Annotated in this window: 24 protein-coding genes; 13 read left to right on the top strand and 11 right to left on the bottom strand. The window is 70.5% G+C overall.

What is annotated here, in order from left to right; all coding sequences use genetic code 11:
• Together SM757_RS31795 and kdpE are read left to right on the top strand one after the other, a co-directional pair.
• A partial coding sequence (locus tag SM757_RS31795; RefSeq protein WP_322468415.1) for a DUF4118 domain-containing protein occupies nt 1-1,521 on the top strand: 1,521 nt, incomplete at its 5' end.
• Nucleotides 1,518-2,210, top strand: coding sequence for a two-component system response regulator KdpE (gene kdpE, locus SM757_RS31790; RefSeq protein ID WP_322468414.1), 693 nt, complete (start codon nt 1,518-1,520; stop codon nt 2,208-2,210). The genes SM757_RS31795 and kdpE, both read left to right, overlap by 4 nt.
• Before the next feature lie 20 nt (nt 2,211-2,230).
• Here the strand turns inward: kdpE and SM757_RS31785 are convergent, their stop codons facing one another.
• From SM757_RS31785 to SM757_RS31775, 3 genes are all read right to left on the bottom strand, one after another.
• Complete coding sequence (locus SM757_RS31785) at nt 2,231-2,551, bottom strand: YnfA family protein (protein WP_322468413.1); 321 nt, start codon at nt 2,549-2,551, stop codon at nt 2,231-2,233.
• 46 nt (nt 2,552-2,597) lie between these two features.
• Entirely contained in the window at nt 2,598-3,149 is a 552-nt protein-coding gene (locus SM757_RS31780; protein WP_322468412.1) for a hypothetical protein, read from the bottom strand.
• Nucleotides 3,150-3,225: 76 nt separating this feature from the next.
• A complete protein-coding gene (locus SM757_RS31775) occupies nt 3,226-3,624 on the bottom strand; it encodes a GreA/GreB family elongation factor (protein ID WP_322468411.1) in 399 nt (132 codons plus the stop codon).
• Between the two features lie 531 nt (nt 3,625-4,155).
• Between SM757_RS31775 and SM757_RS31770 the strand changes: the two genes are divergently transcribed.
• Nucleotides 4,156-5,139 (top strand): DMT family transporter, encoded by a 984-nt coding sequence (locus SM757_RS31770; RefSeq protein ID WP_322468410.1) that lies wholly within the window; start codon nt 4,156-4,158, stop codon nt 5,137-5,139.
• Nucleotides 5,140-5,170: 31 nt separating this feature from the next.
• Here the strand turns inward: SM757_RS31770 and SM757_RS31765 are convergent, their stop codons facing one another.
• Nucleotides 5,171-7,486: a TonB-dependent receptor gene (locus tag SM757_RS31765; protein ID WP_322468409.1), complete on the bottom strand. Its 2,316-nt coding sequence runs from the start codon at nt 7,484-7,486 to the stop codon at nt 5,171-5,173.
• A gap of 27 nt (nt 7,487-7,513) precedes the next feature.
• Between SM757_RS31765 and SM757_RS31760 the strand changes: the two genes are divergently transcribed.
• Entirely contained in the window at nt 7,514-9,031 is a 1,518-nt protein-coding gene (locus SM757_RS31760; RefSeq protein ID WP_322468408.1) for a histidine kinase, read from the top strand.
• A complete protein-coding gene (locus SM757_RS31755; RefSeq protein ID WP_322468407.1) occupies nt 9,028-9,666 on the top strand; it encodes a response regulator transcription factor in 639 nt (212 codons plus the stop codon). The genes SM757_RS31760 and SM757_RS31755 overlap by 4 nt, the downstream gene beginning before the upstream one ends.
• 17 nt (nt 9,667-9,683) lie before the next feature.
• Here the strand turns inward: SM757_RS31755 and SM757_RS31750 are convergent, their stop codons facing one another.
• From SM757_RS31750 to SM757_RS31740, 3 genes are all read right to left on the bottom strand, one after another.
• Nucleotides 9,684-10,007: a hypothetical protein gene (locus SM757_RS31750; protein WP_157119268.1), complete on the bottom strand. Its 324-nt coding sequence runs from the start codon at nt 10,005-10,007 to the stop codon at nt 9,684-9,686.
• 37 nt (nt 10,008-10,044) lie between these two features.
• Nucleotides 10,045-10,422 (bottom strand): nuclear transport factor 2 family protein, encoded by a 378-nt coding sequence (locus SM757_RS31745; protein ID WP_322468406.1) that lies wholly within the window; start codon nt 10,420-10,422, stop codon nt 10,045-10,047.
• A gap of 128 nt (nt 10,423-10,550) precedes the next feature.
• Nucleotides 10,551-11,006, bottom strand: coding sequence for a tautomerase family protein (locus tag SM757_RS31740; protein ID WP_322468405.1), 456 nt, complete (start codon nt 11,004-11,006; stop codon nt 10,551-10,553).
• 122 nt (nt 11,007-11,128) lie between these two features.
• On the opposite strand from SM757_RS31740, the gene SM757_RS31735 reads away from it, so the two are divergent.
• Nucleotides 11,129-12,109 carry a LysR family transcriptional regulator gene (locus SM757_RS31735; RefSeq protein ID WP_066342004.1) on the top strand — a complete coding sequence of 327 codons (981 nt, stop codon included), beginning with the start codon at nt 11,129-11,131 and terminating at the stop codon, nt 12,107-12,109.
• 57 nt (nt 12,110-12,166) lie between these two features.
• On the opposite strand, the gene SM757_RS31730 is transcribed toward SM757_RS31735, so the two are convergent.
• Nucleotides 12,167-12,736, bottom strand: coding sequence for a helix-turn-helix domain-containing protein (locus SM757_RS31730; RefSeq protein WP_066342003.1), 570 nt, complete (start codon nt 12,734-12,736; stop codon nt 12,167-12,169).
• Nucleotides 12,737-12,751: 15 nt separating this feature from the next.
• On the opposite strand from SM757_RS31730, the gene SM757_RS31725 reads away from it, so the two are divergent.
• Nucleotides 12,752-13,681, top strand: coding sequence for a DMT family transporter (locus tag SM757_RS31725; RefSeq protein ID WP_322468404.1), 930 nt, complete (start codon nt 12,752-12,754; stop codon nt 13,679-13,681).
• Nucleotides 13,682-13,714: 33 nt separating this feature from the next.
• Entirely contained in the window at nt 13,715-14,578 is an 864-nt protein-coding gene (locus SM757_RS31720) for an FAS1-like dehydratase domain-containing protein (RefSeq protein WP_322468403.1), read from the top strand.
• A gap of 34 nt (nt 14,579-14,612) precedes the next feature.
• Here the strand turns inward: SM757_RS31720 and SM757_RS31715 are convergent, their stop codons facing one another.
• On the bottom strand, nt 14,613-15,425 hold the full coding sequence (locus SM757_RS31715) for an IclR family transcriptional regulator domain-containing protein (protein WP_322468402.1): 813 nt from the start codon (nt 15,423-15,425) through the stop codon (nt 14,613-14,615).
• 149 nt (nt 15,426-15,574) lie between these two features.
• Between SM757_RS31715 and SM757_RS31710 the strand changes: the two genes are divergently transcribed.
• The 4 genes from SM757_RS31710 (at nt 15,575) to SM757_RS31695 (ending at nt 19,394) form a co-directional block, all read left to right on the top strand.
• Nucleotides 15,575-16,423, top strand: coding sequence for a shikimate dehydrogenase family protein (locus tag SM757_RS31710; protein WP_322468401.1), 849 nt, complete (start codon nt 15,575-15,577; stop codon nt 16,421-16,423).
• 53 nt (nt 16,424-16,476) lie between these two features.
• Complete coding sequence (locus SM757_RS31705) at nt 16,477-17,508, top strand: TRAP transporter substrate-binding protein (RefSeq protein WP_322468400.1); 1,032 nt, start codon at nt 16,477-16,479, stop codon at nt 17,506-17,508.
• Nucleotides 17,509-17,604: 96 nt separating this feature from the next.
• Nucleotides 17,605-18,495, top strand: a complete 891-nt coding sequence (locus SM757_RS31700; RefSeq protein WP_066342560.1) for a VOC family protein — start codon at nt 17,605-17,607, stop codon at nt 18,493-18,495.
• A gap of 17 nt (nt 18,496-18,512) precedes the next feature.
• Nucleotides 18,513-19,394 carry a sugar phosphate isomerase/epimerase family protein gene (locus SM757_RS31695; protein WP_322468399.1) on the top strand — a complete coding sequence of 294 codons (882 nt, stop codon included), beginning with the start codon at nt 18,513-18,515 and terminating at the stop codon, nt 19,392-19,394.
• 41 nt (nt 19,395-19,435) lie between these two features.
• Here SM757_RS31695 and SM757_RS31690 read toward each other — a convergent pair whose 3' ends face one another.
• Nucleotides 19,436-20,959 carry an adenosine deaminase family protein gene (locus tag SM757_RS31690; RefSeq protein WP_322468398.1) on the bottom strand — a complete coding sequence of 508 codons (1,524 nt, stop codon included), beginning with the start codon at nt 20,957-20,959 and terminating at the stop codon, nt 19,436-19,438.
• Nucleotides 20,960-21,142: 183 nt separating this feature from the next.
• Between SM757_RS31690 and purT the strand changes: the two genes are divergently transcribed.
• Nucleotides 21,143-22,366 (top strand): formate-dependent phosphoribosylglycinamide formyltransferase, encoded by a 1,224-nt coding sequence (purT, locus tag SM757_RS31685; protein ID WP_322468397.1) that lies wholly within the window; start codon nt 21,143-21,145, stop codon nt 22,364-22,366.
• A gap of 109 nt (nt 22,367-22,475) precedes the next feature.
• Here purT and SM757_RS31680 read toward each other — a convergent pair whose 3' ends face one another.
• Nucleotides 22,476-22,724: a DUF1272 domain-containing protein gene (locus SM757_RS31680; RefSeq protein ID WP_322468416.1), complete on the bottom strand. Its 249-nt coding sequence runs from the start codon at nt 22,722-22,724 to the stop codon at nt 22,476-22,478.
• Nucleotides 22,725-22,817 lie beyond the last annotated feature (93 nt).

Below are 22,817 nucleotides of genomic sequence, written 5' to 3'. Positions count from 1 at the left end.
CGCTGGCGGCCCTATGCCCTGAGCGCGCTGGTGTGCGCGGCGGCGGCGGCCGTGGCCGCGCCGCTGCACGCGGTGTTCGAGCTGGCCAACATCGTGATGGTGTTCCTGCTGGCGGTGGTGGTGGTGGCCGTGCGCTGTGGGCGCGGGCCGGCGGTGCTGGCCGCGTTCTTGAGCGTGGGTGCGTTCGATTTCCTCTACGTTGAGCCGCGCTACTCGTTCAACGTTTCGGACGTGCAGTACCTCATGACCTTCGCGGTGATGCTGGTGGTGGCGCTGGTGATCGGCCAGCTCACGGCCGTGTTCAAGTGGCAGGCGCAGGTGGCCTCGCTGCGCGAGGAGCGCATGAGCGCCCTGTACGCCATGTCGCGCGACCTCTCCGGCGCCCTGGTGGCCGGGCAGATCGCCGAGATCGGCGCGCGCTTCCTGGCCTCGGAGTTCGAGGCGCGCGCGGCGCTGCTGGTGGCAGACCCGGACGGGCGCGTGGCCGAGCCGCTGCCGCTGCCCTCTTTGCCCGTAGGCGTGGACGCGGGCGTCGCGCAATGGGCCTACGACCACGGCGAGGCCGCCGGCCAGGGCACGGACACGCTGCCGGCCTCGCCGCTGCTGTACCTGCCGCTGAAGGCGGCCATGCGCACGCGCGGCGTGCTGGCCGTGGAGCCGCGCAATGCGGCGCGCCTGGCTGGCCCCGAACAGCGGCGGCTGCTGGACACCTGCGCCTCGCTGCTGGCCATCGCGCTGGAGCGCATCCACTACGTGGACGTGGCGCAGAACACCACAGTGCAGATGGAGTCCGAGCGGCTGCGCAATTCGCTGCTGGCGGCCATCTCGCATGACCTGCGCACGCCGCTGGCCGCGCTGGTGGGCATGGCCGACGCGCTGCTGCTGGGCCATGCCGGCGACGACGCCGCGCGCCAGGCACAGACGCTGGTCGCCATGCGCGAGGGCGCACTGCGCATGAATTCGCAGGTGAACAAGCTGCTGGACATGGCGCGGCTGCAGTCCGGCGCGGTGCAGCTCAACCGCCAGTGGTTGCCGCTGGAAGAGGCCGTGGGCAGCGCGCTGCGGGCCATGGGCGGCGTGCTGGAGCCGGGCCGCGTGCGCGTGCGGCTGGCCGACGAGCTGCCGCTGCTGCACGTGGACCCGGCCCTCTTCGAGCGCGTGCTGTGCAACCTGCTGGAAAACGCCGTGAAGTACACGCCCCCCGGCAGCCCCCTGGAGATCTCGGCCGAGGCGACGCCGCAGCACGTTCGGGTCTTCCTTGACGACCATGGGCCCGGCTTGCCCAGGCACCGGGAGGAAGCCGTGTTCCAGATGTTCGAGCGCGGCCGCAAGGAGAGCGCGACGCCGGGTGTGGGCCTGGGCCTGGCGATCTGCCGCGCCATCGTCCAGGCGCACGGCGGCTCCATACGCGGCCAGACCCGCGAGGACGGCGGCGCACGCTTCACCATCGAGCTGCCCCGGGGCGAGCCGCCGTCCATGGAGCTGTTGCCGGAGATTCAAGGCATGCAGGAGAGCCCATGAGCGAGCCCACGCCCCGGATACTGATCGTCGAGGACGAAGCCGAAATTCGCCGTTTCGTGGGCTTGGCGCTGGAGCGCGAAGGTTTCGACGCCTACCAGGCCGACACGCTGCAGCGTGGGCTGATCGAGGCCGCCACGCGGCGGCCGGACATGGTGGTGCTGGACCTGGGCCTGCCGGACGGGGACGGCGTGGACTTGATCCGGCAACTGCGCGGGTGGTCCGGTGTGCCGGTGCTGGTGTTGTCCGCGCGCACCGATGAAGCGGACAAGGTGCAGGCGCTGGATGCCGGCGCCGACGACTACCTGATCAAGCCCTTCGGCGTGGGCGAGCTGCTGGCCCGCGTGCGCGCCCACCTGCGGCGCCGGGCGGCGGCGCCGCGCGACGCCGGCACCACGGTGGAGTTCGGCAACGTGTCCATAGACCTGGCGCGCCGCGTCGTGCAGCGCGCGGGCGAGAGCCTGCACCTCACGCCCATCGAGTACCGGCTGCTCACGCATCTGGCCGCGCACCCGCACTGCGTGCTCACGCACCGGCAGCTGCTGCAGGCCGTATGGGGTCCAAGCCACGCGCGGGACACGCACTACCTGCGCGTGTTCATGGGCCAGCTGCGCAAGAAGGTCGAGCAGGACCCCGCCCAACCGCGGCACCTGCTGACCGAGACCGGCATTGGCTACCGCTTCACTCCCTGAACGCAGGCCCGGCGGCCGCCTCACCGCCCCGGCTGGAAGGCGATGAGGGCCATGCCGGCCAGCGCCACCGCCGCGCCGGCCACGTCCCAGGCCGTGGGCCGCACCTGGTCCACCGCCCACAGCCACGCCAGCGCCACGGCGATGTACACGCCGCCGTAGGCGGCATAGACGCGGCCGGCCGCCGTCTCGTGCAGCGTGAGCAGCCAGGCGAACAGCGCCAGGCTCAGGCCGGCGGGCAGCAGCAGCCACGCCGTGCGGCCCTGCTTGAGCCACAGCCAGGGCAGGTAGCAGCCCACGATCTCGGCCAGCGCCGTGGCGACGTACAGAAGAAACGTTTTCATGCGGCCATGATGGCTGCACTGCCGCCCCGCCCTGCCTCACGCCCTTTCAGCGCCGCACGATCACGGCGCAGAGGTTGCGCACGTGGCGCGGACCTGGGCGCAGGTCGGCGAGCGAGCGCAGCGCCAGCGGGCCGGCCGCGGCGTCCAGCGGCTGGCCGTCCTGCATGGCGATGACGATCACCTGCTCGCCTACCGTGGTGTTGAACAGCTCGCCCCAGGTGAAGACGGCGCGGTAGTTGTCGGTGGCAACGGCCTCCACCACGGCCACGTGCGCGCCGCGGTCGCGCGCGGCGTCCAGCCCGGCGCGGGTGAGCAGCTCGCGCAGCAGCACGCCGCCGTAGGCCAGGCGCCGCTCGTCGGCGGTGCCGCTGTTGCTGGTGACGCTGCTGGTGACGGATTGGCGCTGCGTCAGCGTGGCCTGCGGCAGCGCGGCCAGTGCGGCGGCGTCCAGCGCGAGCGTGGCGGGGCCCGCGCCCTGCACCGTCAGCAGCGTGCCGGCCGCGCGCGGCGAGGCGTCGCCGGGGCAGGCCTGGGCCAGCGCCAGGCCGGGGGCGGCGGCCGCGAGGGCCAACAGGGCAATCTTCTTGAGGGCGGACATGCGGTTCTCCGTGGCGCAACGGCCGCCATCATCGGCCAGCCGCCGCCCTCCCCGTCTGCGCCTCTCCCGCACCGATCTACAGCGTGTAGATCCCGCTGGCCTCGGGCTGGAACTCGATCGCCTCCACCCGCGCCGCCCCTTCCCAGCCGCCGGGCAGCCGCCAGCGCGCCACGTCGCCCACGCGCAGGCCCAGCACGCTCATGCCCACGGGCGAGAGCACGGAGACGAAGCCGCGCGCCGGCTCGGCGTCGGCCGGGTAGCACAGCGTCAGCGTGAGCGCCTGGCCGCTGTCCAGGTCGGCCAGGCGTATGCGCGAGTGCATGGTGACCACGTCGGCCGGCACCTCGCGCGAGGGCGTGAGCTCGGCCTCCTCCAGCACGGCGGCCATGGGGTGGGTGTCGAGGTGGATCAGGCGGCCCAGGCGGCGGTGGTCCAGCTCGGTCAGGGTGCGGTCTTCGGCGGTGAGGATGTTCATGGGTGCTCCCGTGGCGGGGCCGGACGCGCACGCATGGCGTGGCGGCGTCCTGGCCGGTGCGCTGTGTGCGGGGGGCCCGCCGGTCGGCGTTGCGCGGATGAAGGAGAGGCTTGGGACCGGCGGGCTCAACGGGGTGCGGCCGGCTGGCGGCCCGCTGCCGTTGGGCGGCAGCGCACAAGCGCACCGCCGCCGGGCAGCGGTGTGAGCGTCTTGCGGGTGGAGGGCCGAACATCCATGGGCAGCGAGCTTAGGCAAGAGGTCAATCCGCAGGCAAGTGAGGGTGCATTGGGCGTGAGCCTTGGGCCTTGCTGTTGCGCCCGCTGCGGTGTCGGCGCGGCCCGTAACCCACAGGCCTTGCCCAGGTCAACCCAGGCGCACACCGGGTCGGCCGCCTGGGGCCATTGCCGCCCAGGGCTGCCGGCACGCGCGGCGCGGCCGACAATCGCCATCCCCCAAGCCCCTGCGCCGGCCCTGGGCGCAACGGTTGCTTCGGCAACCGGCATCGCCGCTGGCCGCCTCTCCCTTGCTTTCATGACCTGTGCCGTATCCACGCGGCCCGCGCCTTTGGCCGCGGGCCTGTTCACCCAGCCACGCGCCGTGTTCCTGCTGGCCCTGCTGTGCTGCCTGCTTTGGGGCAGCGCCTACCCGGCGATCAAGAGCGGCTATGCCCTCTTCCACATCGCCGCGGGCGACCTGCCCTCGAAATTCGTGTTCGCCGGCTGGCGCTTCCTGCTCGCGGGCGTGGCGCTGCTGGCGCTGGCCGCCTGCCTGCGCAAGGACGTGCTGGGCCCCGTGCGCCGTGACGCCGGTGCGCTCGCGGCCCTGGGCTTCGCGCAGACCACGGTGCAGTACGTCTTTTTCTACATCGGCCTGGCCTACACCACGGGGGTGAAAGGTTCCATCCTCAACGCCACGGGCGTGTTCTTCAGCGTGCTGCTGGCGCATTTCATCTACCACAACGATCGCCTCACCGGCCGCAAGCTGCTGGGCTGCGTGGCCGGCTTGGCGGGCGTGATGGCGGTGAACTTCAAGCCCGGCGCGCTGGACTTCGAGTTCACGCTGGCCGGCGAAGGCTGCATCGTCATCGCCGCCTTCGTCCTCTCGGCCGCCTCCATCTACGGCAAGCGGCTGTCGCAACGCATGGACGCCATGGTCATGACGGGCTGGCAGCTCGCCATGGGTGGCGCGCTGTTGCTGCTTCCCGGCTACGGCCTGGGTGGCGGGATCAGCGGCTTCACGCCCGCCTCCACCGCGCTGCTGCTGTACCTGGCGCTGCTGTCCTCGGTGGCGTTCGCGCTGTGGAGCCTGCTGCTCAAGCACAACCGGGTCAGCCTGGTCACGGCCTTCACCTTCCTGATCCCGGTGTTCGGCGCGCTGCTGTCGGCGCTGTTCCTGGACGAAAGCATCCTGGAATGGAAAAACGCCCTGGCGCTGCTGCTGGTGTGCCAGGGCATTCGCCTCGTGACGCGCGAGGAGTCGGCGCCCGCCCGCGCGGCGCGCCGCCCCGCCGCATAAGCGGACGGCGGGCGCGCCTGCCGTCCGGTGTTCAGTACCGGTAGCGCGCCCCCACGAAGAAGCTGCGCGGTGCGCCGGGGGCGACGAACACCGCCTCGCGCTCTGCGGACAGGTCGGGGTTGTGGCCCGCGGCGTCGAACACCGTGCCGGCCAGCGCGGCGAAGTTTTCGTAGCGGCGGTCGAACACGTTGTTGACCTTGGCCCACAACTCCCAGCCGCGCTGCTGCGGCAGCGCCTCGGGGCGCCAGCTCGCGCGCAGGTTGACCACGGCGTGGCCGGGCAGGCCCACATCCACGCGCTCGCCGCCGTCCTCTATGCGCCCGTCCTCGTTGCCGGCGGTCACGCGGCCGGAGACGGCCTGCACGTCGCCGCCCACGCTCCAGCCCGGGGCCAGGCGCCAGTCCGCGCCCAACTTGAGCGTGTGCCGCGGCAGCCCTGCTATGCGCGTGCCCGGCGTGATCTCGACATTGCGGTCGCCCTGGCGTAGCACGCCGGTGGCTTCGTAGGTGGCCTGCAGCCAGCTGTAGCCCACGCTCCAGGAGACGGCGCCGCTGCGGCCCTGCAGGTCCAGGTCCACGCCCTGGTGGCGAGTCTTGTCGAAGTTCTGGAAGAAGCCTTGCTGGCCGGTGGTGCTGACGCTTCTGAAAAGGATGTCGTTGTGGTTGACCGTGCGGTAGGCCGAGACGCCGAGCTGCACCGTGCGCGTAAGCGGCCAGCGCATGCCTACCTCGGCCGTGCGCGAGATGACCTGCTTGAGGTAAGGGTCGGACTGCAGCCCTGCGGGCAGCCGGCAGGGCTCGTTGGGGTCGGCACAGCCCAGCTCGATAACGGTGGGCACGCGGTTGTTGCGCGCGAGGTTGGCGAACAGCGTGGGCCCCGACTCCAGCCGGTGCGTTGCGCCCAGCGCAGGGTTGAGGCTGTTGTAGTGGAACTTCTCGTTGGGACGCTCGGTGACGTCGCCCGTGTCGTCGTCGCGGCTGGTGAGCTGGTTGCTCACGCGGGCGTGGTTGTAGCGCAGCGTGCCCGTGACGTGGGTGCGCGGTGCCACCTGCCAAGTGTCGGAGCCGTAAAGGCCGAAGGCCAGCGAGCGGCCGGCCACGCGCGCGCTCAACTCGGCCTCCTCGTCGCCAGCGACCACGCCGCGGTCGGCGGTGAAGCTGGCCTCCTGCTCCGTCTGGTTGTAGCGGATGCGGCTGGCGTCCACCGTGGTGCCGAGCAGCCACTGGTGCGGCCCGCTTTGGCCGGAGAGGTTCAGCGCCGCGCCCACGCCGTTCTGGCGCGTGTGCGTGGCGTTGAGCGAAGCCTGGGCGTCGGCGTCCGCGTCATCGGCCACGTCGCCGTTGGTGGTGTCGCGCCGCGTGTGGCGCACGTAGGCCAGCGCGGCCAGCTCGGTGGTGGCGTCGAGCTGGTGGCGCAGGTTGAGGCTGGCCTGTGCCAACCGGTTGTTGGTGCGGTCCGGGTGGGTGTAGATGGCCTCGCGCCGCGCCGCGTAGAGGTCGGGGGTGCGGGTGCCTTCGTCGTCCAGCGTGTAGGCCGGCACCAGGCCGTTGCCCACCAGGCGGCTGCGGCCGAGCTGCAGCGTGGCATCCCACTCCGTGTCGCCGTCGCGGTGGCCGACCTTGGCCAGCAGGTTGCCCAAGCGGCCGGCGGAGAAGTCGCGCCAGCCGTTCTCGTCGAAGACAGTGCCGGCGACGAAGGTGTGCCAGCCCTCGTCGTTGCTCATGCCCCAGCTCAGGTCCGCGCGCTTGCGGCCGAAGCTGCCGAAAGACACCTCGCCGCGCAGGCCCGGCGCGGTCAGGCCGGTGTGCGTGGTCAGCGACAGCGCGCCGCCCAAGGTGTTGAGGCCGAAGGCGGGGTTGGCGCCGGGTACCAGGGTGAGGCTGTTGACGGCGAACTCGGGGATCAAGTCCCAATTCACGACGTCGCCGAAGGGTTCGTTGACGCGCACGCCGTCCACGTACACCGACAGCCCCTGCGCCGCACCCAGCAGCGGCGAGGCGCGGAAGCCTCGGTAGGTCAGATCGCCTTGGAAGGGGCTGCCCTGGACGTCGTTGACCTGCACGCCGGGCAGGCGGCGGTTCATGTAGTCCATGAGGTTGTCGGCCTGCGCCTCGTCCAGCCGCTCGCGGCGCACGCTTTGCGTGGCGTAGGGGAGCTGGTTGCGGTCCACGCCCTGCCCGGGCAGCGGAGAGGTGCCGATGATTTCCACCTTCGCGGCCGGTTCGGCCGACTGGGCATGAACAGCGGGTGCGGCGCCCGCCAGGGCCAGCGCGGGCAGCACCGCGCGCTTCAAGAGGTCCACCAGCGGCGATAGTCGCGGCTGGCGATTGAAAACTCGCCTGGTCAAATTGTCCCCTCGTCGTTTTGAACGCTTATGCAGGCACTGTATGCACACCCGGAGGCGCTGCCGCCGGGAGAAATTCCCGATCTGAAGTCGGCCGCCGCGCCGCTGCCCATGGACTTGCCGCGCCTGGTGATGCGCCGCGCGCTGGCCGTGGCGCTGGGCGCCTTGCTGCTGTCGCTGGTGCTGGGCCTGCTGCGCGCGCGGGAGGACACGCGGCGCGAGATGGAGGGCTCCTTGTCGCTGGTGCAAGTGGCCGCCACGCTGGCGGGCATCGCGGCGCAGGACGACGCCACGGCCCTGGCCGCCCTGCGCGCGCTGCCGGGCCTGCGCCACGTGCGGCTGGTGGTGCAGGACGCCGCCGGCCGCCCCCTGCCCGGCCTGGACGGGCTGGAATCGCCGTCGGCCGGCTGGCTGGAAGGCATTGCCGGACTGCTGGGCCTGGAGGCCGCCGAGGCCACCGTGAGCTGGCGCGTGCCGCGGCCCGGCGGCAGCCACTGGACGGTGCGGTTGAGCGCCTGGCCCGACAGCGAGCTGCGCGAGGCGCTGGGCACCCTGGGGGGGAGCTTCGCGCTGCTGAGCCTGTGCTGCGCGCTGATGCTGGTGGTGATGCGCTGGAACGTGCGCCGCGCCTTTGGACCGCTGCAGTCGCTGCTGGCGGCCATTGCGGGCGTGCAGCGGCAGGACGTGGCCGGGGTGCGCGCCTTGTCGCCCATGCCCATACGCGAGCTGGAGGCGATCTCGCGCGCCCTGAAGCAGCTCGTGGCGGCGCAGGAGCAGTCTGAGGGCGCGCGGCGCGTGCTGGCGTTGCGGGTGCTGAGCCTGCGCGAGGACGAACGCCAGCGCCTGGCGCGCGATCTGCACGACGAGTTCGGCCAGCGCCTGACCGCGCTGCGCGTGGACGCGTCGTGGCTCACGCGGCGCCTAAGCGAGCTGCCCGCGCTGCAGTCCGTGGCCGCGGGCATGGGCGAGCAGGTGGCGCGGGTGCAGGACGACGTGAGGAAGCTGCTGGCGCGGCTGCGCCCGCAGGCCGTGGCCGCCGCCGGGCTGGACGGCGAGGCCGACGCGCCGCCCACGCTGGGCCGGCTGCGCCAGTTGCTGCAGGAGCTGTTGGACGGCTGGTGCGCCTCGCCCGCGGGCGAGAGCCGCCGCTACGAGCTGGCGCTGGACGGCGCGGTGGACGAGCTGCCGCTGCCGCCGGACCTGGTGATGGGCCTCTACCGCATCAGCCAGGAGGCGCTGACCAACGTGGCGCGCCATGCCGGCGCGACGCGGGTGCAGCTGGCGCTGTGCGTCACGGGCGGCGCCGGCATGGGCGAGCCGCTGCGCGTGGACTGGAGCGTGGAGGACGACGGCCGCGGCCTGGACGATTTACAGGCCGCGCTGCAGCGCGGCAGCGGGCTGGCGGGCATCAAGGAACGGGTGTGGGCGCTGGGCGGGGAGCTGGAGGCGGGCGCTGCGGCCCAGGGCGAAGCGGCTGGCACCGGGCCGGGCCTGCGGTTGCAGGCGCGCTTTGCGATCGAGAACGTTGCCGCCGAGGTGCAGCCGTGAGCGCGGGTGCCTTGCGCATTGGCCTGGTGGACGACCACGCCGTGGTGCGGGCCGGCTACCGGCGACTGCTAGAGCTGGAGGGCATGGCCGTGGCGGCCGAGTTTGCGGATGCGGACAGCGCCTATGCCGCGCTGTCGGCGGGCAAGGACTGCCCGGTGGATTTGCTGATCCTGGATTTGTCCCTGCCCGGCCGCAGCGGGCTGGAGCTGTTGAGGCGGCTGGCGGTGCGCCGGCCGGACTTGAAAGTGCTGGTGTTCACCATGCACGACAGCGCGGCCATGGTGTCGCAGTGCCTGCGCGCAGGCGCGGCCGGTTTCGTCACCAAGAGCAGCGCGCCGGAGGAGCTCATAGACGCCGTGCACCGCGCCTGGCGCGGCGAGCGCCCGCTGTCGGCGGACGTGGCGGGTTTCGTTGAATCGGGAAACGCCGTCGCGCCGCATTTGCAGCTTTCCACGCGGGAATTTGACGTCTTGCAGGCTTTATTGCGCGGCGACAGCGTGGATGAAATATCCCGGCAATTGAGGGTGAGCCCCAAGACCGTGGCCAATTATCAGACCCTGATCAGGCAGAAATTGAGGGTGGGGAATGCGGTGGAATTGCTCAAATATGCCAGGGAAAACGGGCTGATCGAGTGACGGGTGTGCGGCGTGCGTTACTTCACCACTCCGCTCGGGCAAACCACCTCCCCCGTCGCCTTGCGCGTGAAGCAAAGCCCGCTGGGTTTGTCTGACGTCGGTTTCTTGAATTGCGGTTGGGACGCCTTGTATTTGGCGTCTTCGTCTTGAGTATGTTTGTCAAATGCCTTGTCGGCTTCCTTGACTCTTTGTTGGCAATCGCTCCGTGCGTCCGTCGTCGGAAATTTATTGCAATCACCGGAATGCCGCTCCATGGATTTTAAAGCTTCAGGATAGGCCTGGGCGGAAAGAAGCGGCGCGGCGGTGGCCAAACAGGCCAGGATGTTTTTGATATTTTTCATAAGTCATTCAACGGAATTTCTAAAAATCCTCGGCAGTTTACGCTGCGGCCGGTGTTCCCTGATGGAAGAAAAGCTGCCATTGCGAGCCGGTTTTCAACCAGATGGAAGACCGCAACGCCGCTTGCGTCGAGGTGCCATCGGCCGATTGATGCACCGAGCGGTAAGTCAGCAGCGCGCAGTTTTCCGCCAGCCAATGTGCTGCATAGTCTGCGGCCTCCAGCGCCGTAGGGCCGGGCAGCGTGGACAGGTAGTTGATCACCGTGTTGCGGGAATATCGCTGGCCTGAGCGGCCAATTTCATGGAAGCCGGGGTGCAGCAATTGCTCCAGGCGCTCGCGCGGGCAATCGACGCCCGGGTGGTGAAGCTCGGCTTCCAGCGCGCGGAGTTCTTCGGTCAGTTCGGGAGCGTCGGGCATTTCGATCACATTCAAAAGTTTGCCGAGTGAAGACAGGCGGCCATCAGGTCGTCGAAATTGGCAGGATTGCCTTTCCTTCCGGAAATAAAACTCCGCGGCTCAGCCGGCCCATGCTTGTAGCCGGCACTTCATGAGGCTTGCTTGACGTTGCTCATGCCGTGTAGGGCCGGCAAGTACGGCGGCTCGACGGGGAGCGCGTCGCGGCGCGCCGCCTGCGTCAAGCCGTCGTAGCCCCAATCCCCCGCGGGCAACTCGCGCAGCGCGACGTACACAGGCGAGGCCAGCGGCCCAAGCACGTCGGCCAGCAGCGCATGCGCGGCGCGAATGAAGGCCGACTTCTCGGCCTCGCTGTTGGTGCCGGCGGTGATGAGCGCGTCCAGTTGCGCCAGCGGCCGGCCCCCGACCGCCAGCGCCGCGCCGCCCACGGACCACTGCGCGGCGCCGTGGTGCTCCACGGCGACCACCGTGAGGTCGGCGCGCTTGCCCAGCACGCCGGCCATCAGCGCCGTGGCGCGCTGCTGCAAGGCGGCCACTTGGGCCGGTGACGGGGTTGAACCAGCGATATGGATGCGCACGAGGGGCATGGCGAACTCCTGCCTGGGAAAGGCCTGGGAATGAAAGACGAGTTCCCATGCTCCCAGGAAGCCGTCGCGGCTACTATCTCCGATCGCGCCAACTGAAAGTTTCCCCAGGGAGAACATCTGACATGGACAAGAGCCTGCTGGAGCAAATGGAGGACATGGCCGTCTTCACCATGGTGGTGGAGCAAGGCAGTTTTTCCGGCGCCGGCCGGCGGCTGGGCTTGGTGAAGTCGGCGGTGAGCAAGCGCGTGGACCGGCTGGAGCGGGGCTTGGGCGTGAAGCTGCTGCAACGCAGCACGCGGGCGCTGTCCATGACGGAGGCGGGCCAGGCGCTGCACGCGCGCACGCGGCAGTCCATGGGCCTGCTGGAAGAGGCGCGCAGCGAACTGGCGCAGCTGCACCAGGCGCCGCGCGGGTTGCTGCGGGTGACGGCGTCGGTGGCCTTTGGACGGCTGTGCGTGGCGCCGGCGCTGCCGGACTTCCTGGCCGCCTATCCCGAGGTGCGCGTGCAGCTCGCGCTGCTGGACCGCATGGTGGACCTGGCCGAGGAGGGCTACGACCTCGCGCTGCGCCTGACGCGCACGCCGCCGGACGCGGTGGTGGCACGAGCGCTCATGCCCATCCGCTACGTGGTCTGTGCCGCGCCCGCCTACCTGGCGGGCCGCACGGTGGCGCAGCCGCGCGACCTGGCGGCGCTGAACTGCCTCTTCTACGGCTACCAGGCGCAGACCGACGACTGGGCCTTCACCCGCGGTGCCGAACGGGAAACGGTGAAGGTGCGGGGCAACGTGATCGTCAACAGCAGCGAGGTGGTGCGCGACCTGGTGCTGGCCGGTGTCGGCGTGGGCCTGGTGGCCCGCTATGCGGTGGAGGCCGAGCTGCGCGACGGCCGCCTGGTGTCCGTGCTGCCGGACTGGACGGCGGCTGGCGCCTTCGGCCCAAGCGCCTGGGCGATGTGGCTGCCGCAGCCGCACCTGCCGCCCAAGATCAGGGCCTTCGTGGACTTTCTGGCGGCGCGGCTCGACGTGGCGCAGGCGCGGGAGGCCGATGCGGTTCAGCACCGCGGTTTATCGGCCCTGGGAATCTCGGTGGACAGCGCCGGGTGACGGGCGGCCGCTGCTTTTACGACGCCGGCTGCCGGAGCCCGCACGCCCAATCACCGCTCAAGCCACCACGTTCCGAATGAACTTCGTGACGCCCGCGAAGACGTTGCGGTACGCATAGGGCTGCGCACTGCTGTAGATGACGTAGTCGCCGGCCTTGACCGTCACCGGCCCTTCCTGCAGCTCGATCAGCAGGCACCCCTGCGTCACCACCACCATCTCATGCCAGCCCATGGGGTCGGGCTGGGCTTCGTAGCGATCGCCCTCGCCCAGGGACCAGGCCCAGAGCTGCGCCTCCCGCTGCGCCGGCACGCTGCCCAGCAGCACGGCCTGGCTCTCGCACGCCTGGCCACGCCACGCCACCGCATCGATGCGCTTGCTCTGCGCGTTGGGGTCGCTGACCAGTGCGACGAAGCTGGCGCCCAGCGCCTCGGCCAGCCGGTCCAGGCTGGAGAGGCTGATGTTGGTGTCCCCACCCTCCAGGTTGACGATCATGCGCCGGCTGATCCCAGACGCCTGCGCCAGCGCGGTCTGGCTCATGCCCGTCTGGTGGCGCAGGCGGCGCAGGTTTTCACTCACGAAAGCCAGGACATCGGAGCGCGATTCAGGGCTGCGCACTTTATTGCTCATATGATACTGCGCAGTATGCTGCACACCACTTTGTTTCCCAGGAGTATGGCGCCGCGCCTGAGCCGCCAGGAGCTCGTTCTCATCGGCATCACGATGCTTTGGGGCACGACCTTTCTGATCGTGCACGAGGCCATGCGCCACAGCGGCCCGCTGTTCTTCGTTGGGCTGCGTTTCCTGACCGCGGGGCTGCTCAGCGCCCTGGTGTTCCGGCGGGCCCTGGCGGGCCTGCGCTGGCGCGAGCTGCGCGCGGGCATGGTCATAGGCGCGGCCATCTTTCTCGGCTACGGCCTGCAGACCGCGGGGCTGCAGACCATCAGCAGCAGCAAGTCGGCCTTCATCACCGCGCTGTACGTGCCCCTGGTGCCGCTGCTGCAGTGGGTCTTCATGCGCAAGGCGCCGCAGGCCATGAGCTGGGTGGGCATCACGCTGGCGTTTGCCGGCCTGGTGTTGCTGGCGGGTCCGGAGTCCGGCGGCCTGGGGCTGGGTCTGGGCGAGTTGCTGACGCTGCTGAGCGCCGTGGCCATCGCGGCGGAGATCATCCTCATCAGCCGCTACGCCGGCCGCGTGGACCTGCGCCGCGTCACGGCCGTGCAACTGCTCTCGGCCGGCTTGCTGTCGCTGCTGGCCATGCCCCTGGCCGGGGAGGCCGTGCCGGCGTTCTCGTGGGTCTGGCTGGCCGGTGCGGTGGGCCTGGGCGCGGCCAGTGCGTTGATCCAGCTCGCCATGAATTGGGCGCAGCAGTCGGTGTCGCCCACGCGCGCGACCATCATCTACGCCGGCGAGCCCGTGTGGGGCGGCGTGGTTGGGCGCCTGGCCGGCGACCGCCTGCCCGCCGCGGCGCTGCTCGGTGCCGCGCTCATCCTCACGGGCCTGGTCGTCAGCGAGTTGAAGCCTTCATCGTGGAAGCGCAGGCGCGAGCCCTGCGCCGCCGGCCAGGCGAAGTAGCCTGCGTCCCGTGCATGTTCTGGAGCCGCCGCCATGACCAAGCCTGATTCGCCCGCCTCCACCGTGGACCTCCCCGCGCTGCGCACCTGGATAGGCCGCGAGCACCTGGACGAGGACGAGCTGTCCGTGCGCCACGCCCGCCTCATGGCCGCCACGCTTGGGCTGGCGCAGCACGCCTTCAACGCCGGCACGCCGCTGCCGCCGCTGTGGCACTGGATTTACTTTCTGGAGGCGCTGCCGCCCGCGGAGCTGGGCCGCGACGGCCACCCGGCGCGCGGCGGCTTCCTGCCCCCCGTGCCGCTGCCCAACCGCATGTGGGCCGGCGGCGAGCTGGAGTTCCACCGGCCGCTGCACTTGGGCGCGAAGGTGCGCAAGCGCTCCACGGTGCGCTCCATCGAGCACAAGCGCGGGCGCAGCGGCGAGCTGGTCTTCGTCGCCGTGCGCCACGAGCTGCTGGACGGCGAGCACGTGGCCATCACGGAGACGCACGACATCGTCTACAAGCATCCCACCCCGGCGGACGCGCGGCCAGCGGACGCCCCCGCGCTGCCCGCGGCCACGCACACGCAAGTGCTGGAGCCCACGTCCACGCTGCTCTTCCGCTACTCGGCGCTGACCTTCAACGGCCACCGCATCCACTACGACGCCGACTACTGCCGCGAGGTGGAGGGCTACGAGCACCTCGTGGTGCACGGCCCGCTGCAGGCCACGCTGCTGGCCGGCCTGGCGCGGCGCCTGGCCGGCGGGCCGCTGCGGCGTTTCCGCTACCGCGGCCTGCGCCCGGCGCTGCTGGGCGCGCCGCTGACGCTCAACGCCGCGCCGGCCGGCGACGGGTTCACGCTCTGGACGGCGCTGGCCGATGGCAGCGTGTCCATGCTGGCGCAGGCGGGGGTGTGAAGCCGCGCGCGGCCGGCCTGCCGGGCCGAAGGCCTCAAATCAACCCCCGCAGCGTCTGCGCCGTCTCCAGCAGCGCTGGCAGCAGTTTCGAGTGGATCTGCGCGTCGTCCCAGAACTGCGCCTGCAGCGTCATGCCGACGCAGGCCTTGGTTTCGCCGCGCCTGTCCTTGAGCGGCACGGCCACGCCCACCAGGCCCGGGTCCAGCGCGCCGCGGGAAATCCAGCCGTCCTGCGCCCGCGCGGCGCGCACCTGCGCCAGGAACACCTCCGGCGCCGTCACCGTGCCGGCGCTGAAGCCGGCCAGGCCGTAAGCCGCGATCCAGGCCTGCAGGGCCTCGTCCGGCAGTGCCGCCAGCAGCACCGTGCCCGGCGCCACCACGTGCGCCGGCACCCGCGCGCCGGCGTGAAAGCCGATCGACACCACCCGCGGGCTGTTGCTGCGCGCGACATAGACCACCTCGTGCCCGTCCAGCACGCTCACGTTCACCGTCTCGCCCGTGGCCATGGACAGCCGCTGTATGAAGGGCATCACCAGGCGCGGCAGCCGCGCGGCGTCCAGGTAGCTCTGGCCCAGGCGCAGCACGCGCGGCGCCAGCCAGAAGCGTTTCCCGTCGGTCTCCGCGTAGCCGAAGTGGCACAGGCTCAGCAGGTAGCGGCGCGCCGCCGTGCGCGGAATGCCCGTGCGCATGGACACCTCCGCCGCCGTCATGCGCGGGTGCTCGTCGTCAAAGCTCTCGATCACCGCCAGCCCCCGGCCCAGGCCGGCGATCAGGTCGGCCGGGTCTATGGGAAAGCGGCTCGGGGTGGCGGTGGCACCGGGGGCGGCATCGTGCTTGGGGTCAGGCATCAGTGAAAACCATGGATTCGTCCGTGAACCGGACAATGGTGTCCGATTGTCGGACATCTCACGCCAGGCGCCGCTGAAAATCAGGCTTGGCTGCACCTACAGTGCTTCCCGTTGCGCCGCCCCGGCGCGCCACAGGCAGTTTTCCTTCCATGCAGATTTCCGGTTCCACGCGCGTGTTCATGGTGCTGGGCGACCCCGTGTCGCAGGTGCAGGCACCGCGCCTGTTCAACGCGCTGTTCGAGCGCCACGGGCTGGACGCCGTGCTGGTGCCCGCCCATGTGCAGCTGGAGGACAGCGCGCCCTTTGCGCGCGGCGTGCTGTCGGCGCGCAACGTGGACGGGCTGTGGCTGACCATCCCGCACAAGCCCGCGCTGTTGCCGCTGCTCTCGCGCTGCGACCGCGACGGCCGCCTCGCGCAGGCCGTCAACGCCGTGCGCCGCAGCGAGGACGGCAGCCTGGAAGGCGCCCTCTTCGACGGCCGCGGGTTCACCAAGGCGCTGGCCCACTTCGGCTTTGACGCCCGTGGGCGCCGCGCGCTGCTGGTGGGCGCCGGCGGCGCGGGTGCGGCCATCGCCGCCGCGCTGCTGGACACCGGGCTGCACACCCTGGCGCTGCACGACCTGGGCGATCGCGCCCAGGTGCTGGCGCAGCGGCTGCAGCCGCATGCGGGGGCCACGGCGGTGGTCGCCGCGGGCAACGACCCCGCGGGCTACGACCTCGTCATCCACGCCACCCCGCTGGGCCTGCGGCCCACCGACCCGCTGCCCTTTGACGTGCAGCGGCTGCGCGCCGATGCGCTGGTGGTGGACATCCTCATGAAGCCCTGCGACACGCCGCTCATGGCCGCCTGCCGCACGCGCGGCGTGCGCGTGGAGCCGGGTTTCGAGATGCTGGTGCAGCAGGTGCCCGACTACCTGAGTTTCTTCGGCATGCATGCCGCCGCCCAGGCGGTGCAGGCCGATCTTTCCGGCGTGCGCGCCCTGATGCACGCGGGCTGAAACCGGCTCGCGTTTTTGACCAAAACCCACCAAGACCCACGAGGAGACGACCCATGACCCCCTTCATCACCCCGCGCCGCACCCTGCTGGCCGCCGCCCTGGCCGCCGCCGCGCTGCTGGGCGTCCCGGCCCTGGCCGCCGACATCCAGGTGCGGACCATCAAGTTCCCCGCGGCCAGCAACAAGGGCCATCCGCAGGTCATGGGCGTCGAGAAGTTCGCCGAGCTGGTCGCGCAGAAGAGCGGCGGCAAGTTGACGGTGAAACCTTTCCCGGGCGGCGCGCTGGGCCCGGACGCGCAGGTGGTGTCGGCCATGCAGGGCGGCACGGTGGAGATGAACGTCATGAACGCCAGCCTGCTGGCGGGCAACGTCAAGGAAATGGCGGTCTTCGACTATCCCTTCCTGTTCGGCAACGTGAAGGAGGCCGACGCCGTGGCCGACGGCCCCGTGGGCCGCAAGCTGCTGGACAAGCTGCAGGAGCGCGGCCTGGTGGGCCTGGCCTACTGGGACCTGGGCTTCCGCCAGATGCACACCGTCAAGAAGCCCATCCAGAAGGCCGACGACCTCAAGGGCATGAAGATGCGCGTCATCCCCACGGCGCAGTACGTGGACTTCATGAACGCCATAGGCGCCGTGGCCACGCCCATGCCCTACACCGAGACCTACACCGCGCTGGAGCAAGGGGCCATCGACGGCATGACCAACCCGCTGCTCAACATCGTCAACGAGAAGTTCTACGAGGTCACCAAGCACCTCACGCTCACGAACCACATGTACACGCCGCAGGCCGTCATCGTGAGCAAGAAGTTCTGGGACAAGCTCTCCGCCGACGAGAAGAAGATCCTGCAGGACGCCGCCAACGAGACCACCGTCTACCAGCGCAAGGTCGCCCGCGAGGAGGCCGCCAAGGCGCTGGAAGAGCTCAAGAAGCGCGGCATGCAGGTGCACGAGCTGCCCGCCACCGAGATCGCCAAGCTGCGCGAGCGCGCCAAGCCGGCCATGGACAAGCTCTCGGCCCAAGTGGGCGAAGGGCTGGTCAAGGAGGTGGTGGCCGAGGTCGAGAAGGTGCGCGCGGCCGGCAAGTAAGCCCGCTGGCGGCCTGCCCGCCGCGGGGAGCGGCGTCGGCCCAAGGGCAGAATCCCGGGTTTGACGCGCTCCTCCACTGCCACGGAAGTCTTTGAAATGTCCGCAAGCCTGACCGACCGCGAAGCCATAGGCGCCGCGCCCAATCCGCTGGGCCTGGACGGCATCGAGTTCATCGAGTTCGCCACCTCCCGGCCCCAGGCCTTCGGCCAGGTGCTGGAAATGATGGGCTTCAAGCCCGTGGCGCGGCACCGCTCGCGCGAAGTGCTGCTCTACCGCCAGGGCGGCATGAACCTCATCGTCAACGCCCATGGCGCCGGGCTGGGCGCGGCCGCGCCCTTGGGCGAGACGCCGGTGATCACGGCCGTGGCGCTGCGCGTGCGCGACGCCGCCGCCGCCTACCGCCGCGCCCTGGAGCGCGGCGCCTGGGGCGTGCCGCCGCGCGTGGAGGTGATGGAGCTCTACATCCCGGCCATCCACGGCGCGGGTACCAGCCGCATCTACTTCGTGGACCGCTGGCGCGAGTTCTCCATCTACGACGTGGACTTCACGCCCATCCCCGGCGCCGAGCAGCGCCCGCCGGCCGTGGCGGGGCTGCACGGCTTCGGCATCGTCCAGTACATCGGCCTGGGCCGCACCGAGGACTGGACGGCCTTCTACGCCGAGCTGCTGGGCTTCAGCGCGCTGCCGGACGAGGAGCGCTTCGGCATCCTGCCCACCGGGCGCGTGCTGCGCAGCCCGGACGGGTCCTTCTACCTGCAGCTCATCGAGCCGCAGTTCGATGCACTGGAAATCGACCAGGACGAGACGCTGCACCGCGTCGCCCTGGGCACGCCGGACGTGCTGGCGGCCGTGCGCGAGCTGCGCGCGCGGGGCATGGAGTTCGTCGAGGCCGCCGCCGTGCACACCGAGGCGCGCGGCGCACTCACCAAGCCCCTGTTGGGCGGCGTGAGCTTTGAATTGGTGCAGCACGGCGCGGCGTCGGCTTGAGCGCGGAGCCGGCCACCATGAACGACAACATCGCCGACTTCGGCCTGGACACGGCCACGCTGGCCGGACCGCTGGAGCACCGCTTGGGCGCGCTGCGCGAGGCGGGCTTTTCTCAAGTGCTGCTGCAGGCGCGCGACCTGGCGGCGCACGCGGGCGGCTTCGACGCCGCCGTGGCCGCCGTCAAGGCCAGCGGGCTGCGCGTGGCGGCGCTGCAGTCGCTGCGCGACTTCGAGGGCCTGCAGGGCCCCCTGCACGACTACAAGGTGGACGTCGCCAAGGCCATGCTGGAGACCTGCCGCGCGCTGGGCTGCCGGCTGCTGGTGGTGACCTCCTCCACCGCCGCGGCGCAGCCCGGCGGCGACGTGGACGCCATGGCGCGCGACCTGCGCAAGCTGGCCATGCTGGCCGTGCCCATGGGCGTGCGCATCGCCTACAAGGCCGTGGCCGCGGGGCGGCACGTCAACGACTTCGCCATCGCCTGGGACGTGGTCAGCCGCGCCGACTGCCCCAACCTGGGCTTGGGCCTGGATGCCTGCCACGCCCTGGGCGCCTGCACGCCGCTGGACACGCTGGACGACATCGACCCCGAAAAGCTGTTTCTCGTGCAACTGGCCGACGCGCTGAGCGAGGCGCCCGCGGGCGGCGGCCATGCGCTGGAGGTCTTCCCCGGCGAAGGCATGCTGTCCGCCCGCCTGGCTGAATTGGTCGTGCGGCTGGACCGCCTGGGCTACCGCGGCGCCTACGGCCTGTCGGCCTGCAACGACGACGCGCTGCAACTGCCTCCGGCCCGCGTGGCGCAGCGCGCGCGCCGCGCGGCCGAGTGGCTGGCCGAGGACGTGCTGCGCCGCTCCATGCCGCTGCCCAACCTCATGCGGCTGCGCGGGGCGCAGGCGGATTGATCACAGGGCGGCCCGCTCAGCGGCCGCCCCGCCGACGCTTCTCAACGCGTGCCGCGCGCCACCTGCGCCATGCGCGCCTCGAACTCGGCAAAGCGCCTGTCCAGGCGGGCCGTCTCCTCCTGCTTGAGCTGCGGCGGCAGGAAGCTGTAGCGCACGCCGTTGTAGGCCACGCGCTTGAGCTCGGCGTAGCTGGCCTTGTAGCGGGAGGCGTAGAGCATGTATTCGCCGCTGAGGTTGTTGCGCGAGACGCCGGCGTCGTCGGTGGACAGCACGAAAGGCACGCCCTGGCGCGCGTACAGCAGCACGGGGTGCGCGTCGCCCTTGACGCCCAGGATGAACTCGTTGCTGGAGAGGTTCACTTCCACGGCCACCGGGCGCTGCTTCATCTGCGCCATCAGCTCCAGCGCGCCGGCCTCGTGGGCGATGTCGATGCCGTGGCCTATGCGCTCGGCGCCCGCGACGGTGACGGCCTCGCGGATGTGCGAGCGCAACCCTTCCGGCGGCACCATGCCCAGCACCAGCTCGCCCGCGTGCAGGGCCAGCTTCACGTCCTTGAAGCGCGGCTGCTTCTTCAGGAACTGGAACATCCTCATGTGCAGCGCGTAGTCGCGCATGGCCACGATGCCGTTCTCGGGCCCCACGATGTTCACGCCCACGATCAGCTCCGGGCCGCGCACCGCCGCCTCGAAGGCGGTGTAGAGGCTGCTGAAGACGGTGGAGGCGGCGCTGTTGCGTGAGACGTAGGACAGGAAGCGCAGGCGAAAGGACTCGTCGTCCACGCCCGCGGCGGCTTCCCGGTGGGTCTGCAGGTACTGCTCGATGGACTGCTGCGTGGCGGCGTCGGTGCGCAGGTACGTGTAGGAGCGGATCAGCGCCTCCTCCACCTGCTCAACCGTGGCGTTGGCGGGCAGCTGGTCCAGCAGCGGCGAGTAGTCGGCCACGTTGTAGAGCGCCGGGCCGCCCTTGAGCATGGTCTCCATGTAGCCCAGGTTCTCGTCCAGGGCGCGGGCCTTGAGGTGCTTGAGCGCGAGGTTGTAGTTGTAGTCGGAGACGGCGCCGAAATAGCCGAAGGTGTCGAAGAACTGCTTGTCCGGCGGCGGCTGGTCGTGGACGTGGTTGCCGTAGTCCTTGTCCGACCAGCGCGTGAGCAGCTCGCGGTAGAAGCCGTTGTCGTTGCGCACCTGTTCCACGCTGATGCACTGGGCCTTTTGCGCGTCGGTGAGCGGCGTGGGCTTGCCGGTGCCGACCTTGAACTTCTCGATCTTGAGCGCCGGGTCCGTGGCGCGGTAGATGCAGTAGCCCAGGGCCTCGGTCCAGTCGAGATAGGTCTCGACGTAGATGGCGCCGGAGTAATGGTGGTGCAGGTCCGCGCCCTTGGGCATGAGCGTGGTGAACAGGGTCAGCTCGGCCAGCTTGGGCGAGCTGCCGGCCACGAGCTGGCCGTAGTAGCGGCTGGTGGCGGCGTAGTGGGCCGCATGGGCGCCGGCGGCGGCGTTGTCGCGCGCGGGCGCGAGCTGGGCCGCGAGTGCGCACGACAGCGCCAGCACGATCTTGCGAGGGGTCATGAAGGTTTCTCCCTGGAGCTTGTTGGTCTGTGGCCTGCGCCGCAGACGGCCGGCGCGCCGCCGCGCCCCGGGCGGGTGCGCGGCCGGCGCCATGCTAGCGCCGCGGCCGTGCCGCTCCGGCCGCGGCGGCACCAACTCGTCCAGCCACTACGATGACGGCCTTTTTCGCTACGGAGTCCCGCCATGACCGAACCTCAACGCCTCGGCACGCCCCTGTCCCCCACCGCCACGCGCGTGATGCTGCTGGGGTCCGGCGAGCTGGGCAAGGAAGTGCTGATCGCGCTGCAGCGATTGGGCGTGGAGACCATCGCCGTGGACCGCTACGACCACGCCCCGGGCCAGCAGGTGGCGCACCACGCGCGCACCATCGCCATGAGCGACCCCGAGGCGCTGCGCGCCCTCATAGAAGCCGAGCGCCCCGCGCTGGTGGTGCCTGAGATCGAGGCCATCGCCACGCCGGTGCTGCAGGAGCTGGAATCTCAAGGGCTCGTGCGCGTCATCCCCACCGCCCGCGCCGCGCGGCTGACCATGGACCGCGAGGGCATACGCCGCCTGGCCGCCGAGACGCTGGGCCTGGCCACCAGCCCCTACGCCTTTTGCGACTCGCTGCAGGAGCTGCAGGCGGCCATCGACGGCGCGAACGGGGCTGGAATCGGCTTCCCTTGCGTGGTGAAACCGGTGATGAGCAGCTCCGGCAAGGGCCAGAGCAAGCTAGACGGCCCGCAGGACGTGCAAAAGGCCTGGGACTACGCCATGGCCGGCGGCCGCGTCAGCCACGGCCGCGTCATCGTCGAAGGCTTCATTGATTTCGACTACGAGATCACGCTCCTGACGGTGCGCAGCGTGGGGGCGGACGGGCAGATCGAAACCAGCTTCTGCGCGCCCGTCGGCCACGTGCAGGTCAGCGGCGACTACGTGGAGAGCTGGCAGCCGCATCCGATGTCGGACGTGGCGCTGGAGAAGGCGCAGCACATCGCGCGCGCGGTGACGCAGGACTTGGGCGGCCAGGGCCTCTTCGGCGTGGAGCTGTTCGTCAAGGGCGACCAGGTGTGGTTCAGCGAAGTCAGCCCGCGCCCGCACGACACGGGCATGGTGACCATGGCCACGCAGTGGCAGAGCGAGTTCGAGCTGCACGCCCGCGCCATCCTGGGCCTGCCGGTGGACACTTCGCTCAAGAGCCCCGGCGCCAGCGCCGTGATCTACGGCGGCGTGGAAGGCCAGGCGCTGGTGTTCGACGGCGTGGCCGAGGCGCTGCGCGTGCCCGGCACCGACATCCGTCTCTTCGGCAAGCCGGAAAGCTTTGTGAAGCGCCGCATGGGCGTGGCGCTGGCCAGGGCCGAAGACGTGGAAACGGCCCGCACGCGCGCCAAGGAGGCGGCGGGCAAGGTCAAGCCGCGCCTGGGCTGAGCCGGCGCCTGTAAAACGGCGGCGCGGCAGCAAAATCAATTCAAGACGGCCCGGCTGGCGTCGCCGCCGGGCCCAAATTCAAACCACCGACATGAACCGCCAATAAGGCTCAGGCCGCCTTGGCGCAGCCGTGCTCCTTCAATACCCTTTCGGTGGATGCCGGGAATTTGAGTAATTTAGAGGCCGGCCGCCGCGGGCGGGCCACCAGCTCGCCGCCGCAATTGGGACAATGCCCCTTCAGCACGGTATCCGCGCAAGGGCTGCAAAACGTGCATTCAAATGAGCATATGCGCGCCTCGGCCGATTCCGGGGGTAAATCCTTGTCGCAGCATTCGCAGTTGGGACGGAGTTGAAGCATTTCAGGGTTTCCACTGAGAAAACGGCCTGACAGTATCGCCCATCGAAAAATCAGTCCAAGCATGACCCGCGTCAAACAGGCTTTGACTGGCGC

It is taken from the genome of Azohydromonas lata (assembly GCF_034427735.1).
Classification (GTDB): domain Bacteria; phylum Pseudomonadota; class Gammaproteobacteria; order Burkholderiales; family Burkholderiaceae_C; genus Azohydromonas; species Azohydromonas lata.
The sequence above is the reverse complement of the archived record's forward strand: the minus strand, read 5'-3'. Positions and strand labels throughout refer to the sequence as shown.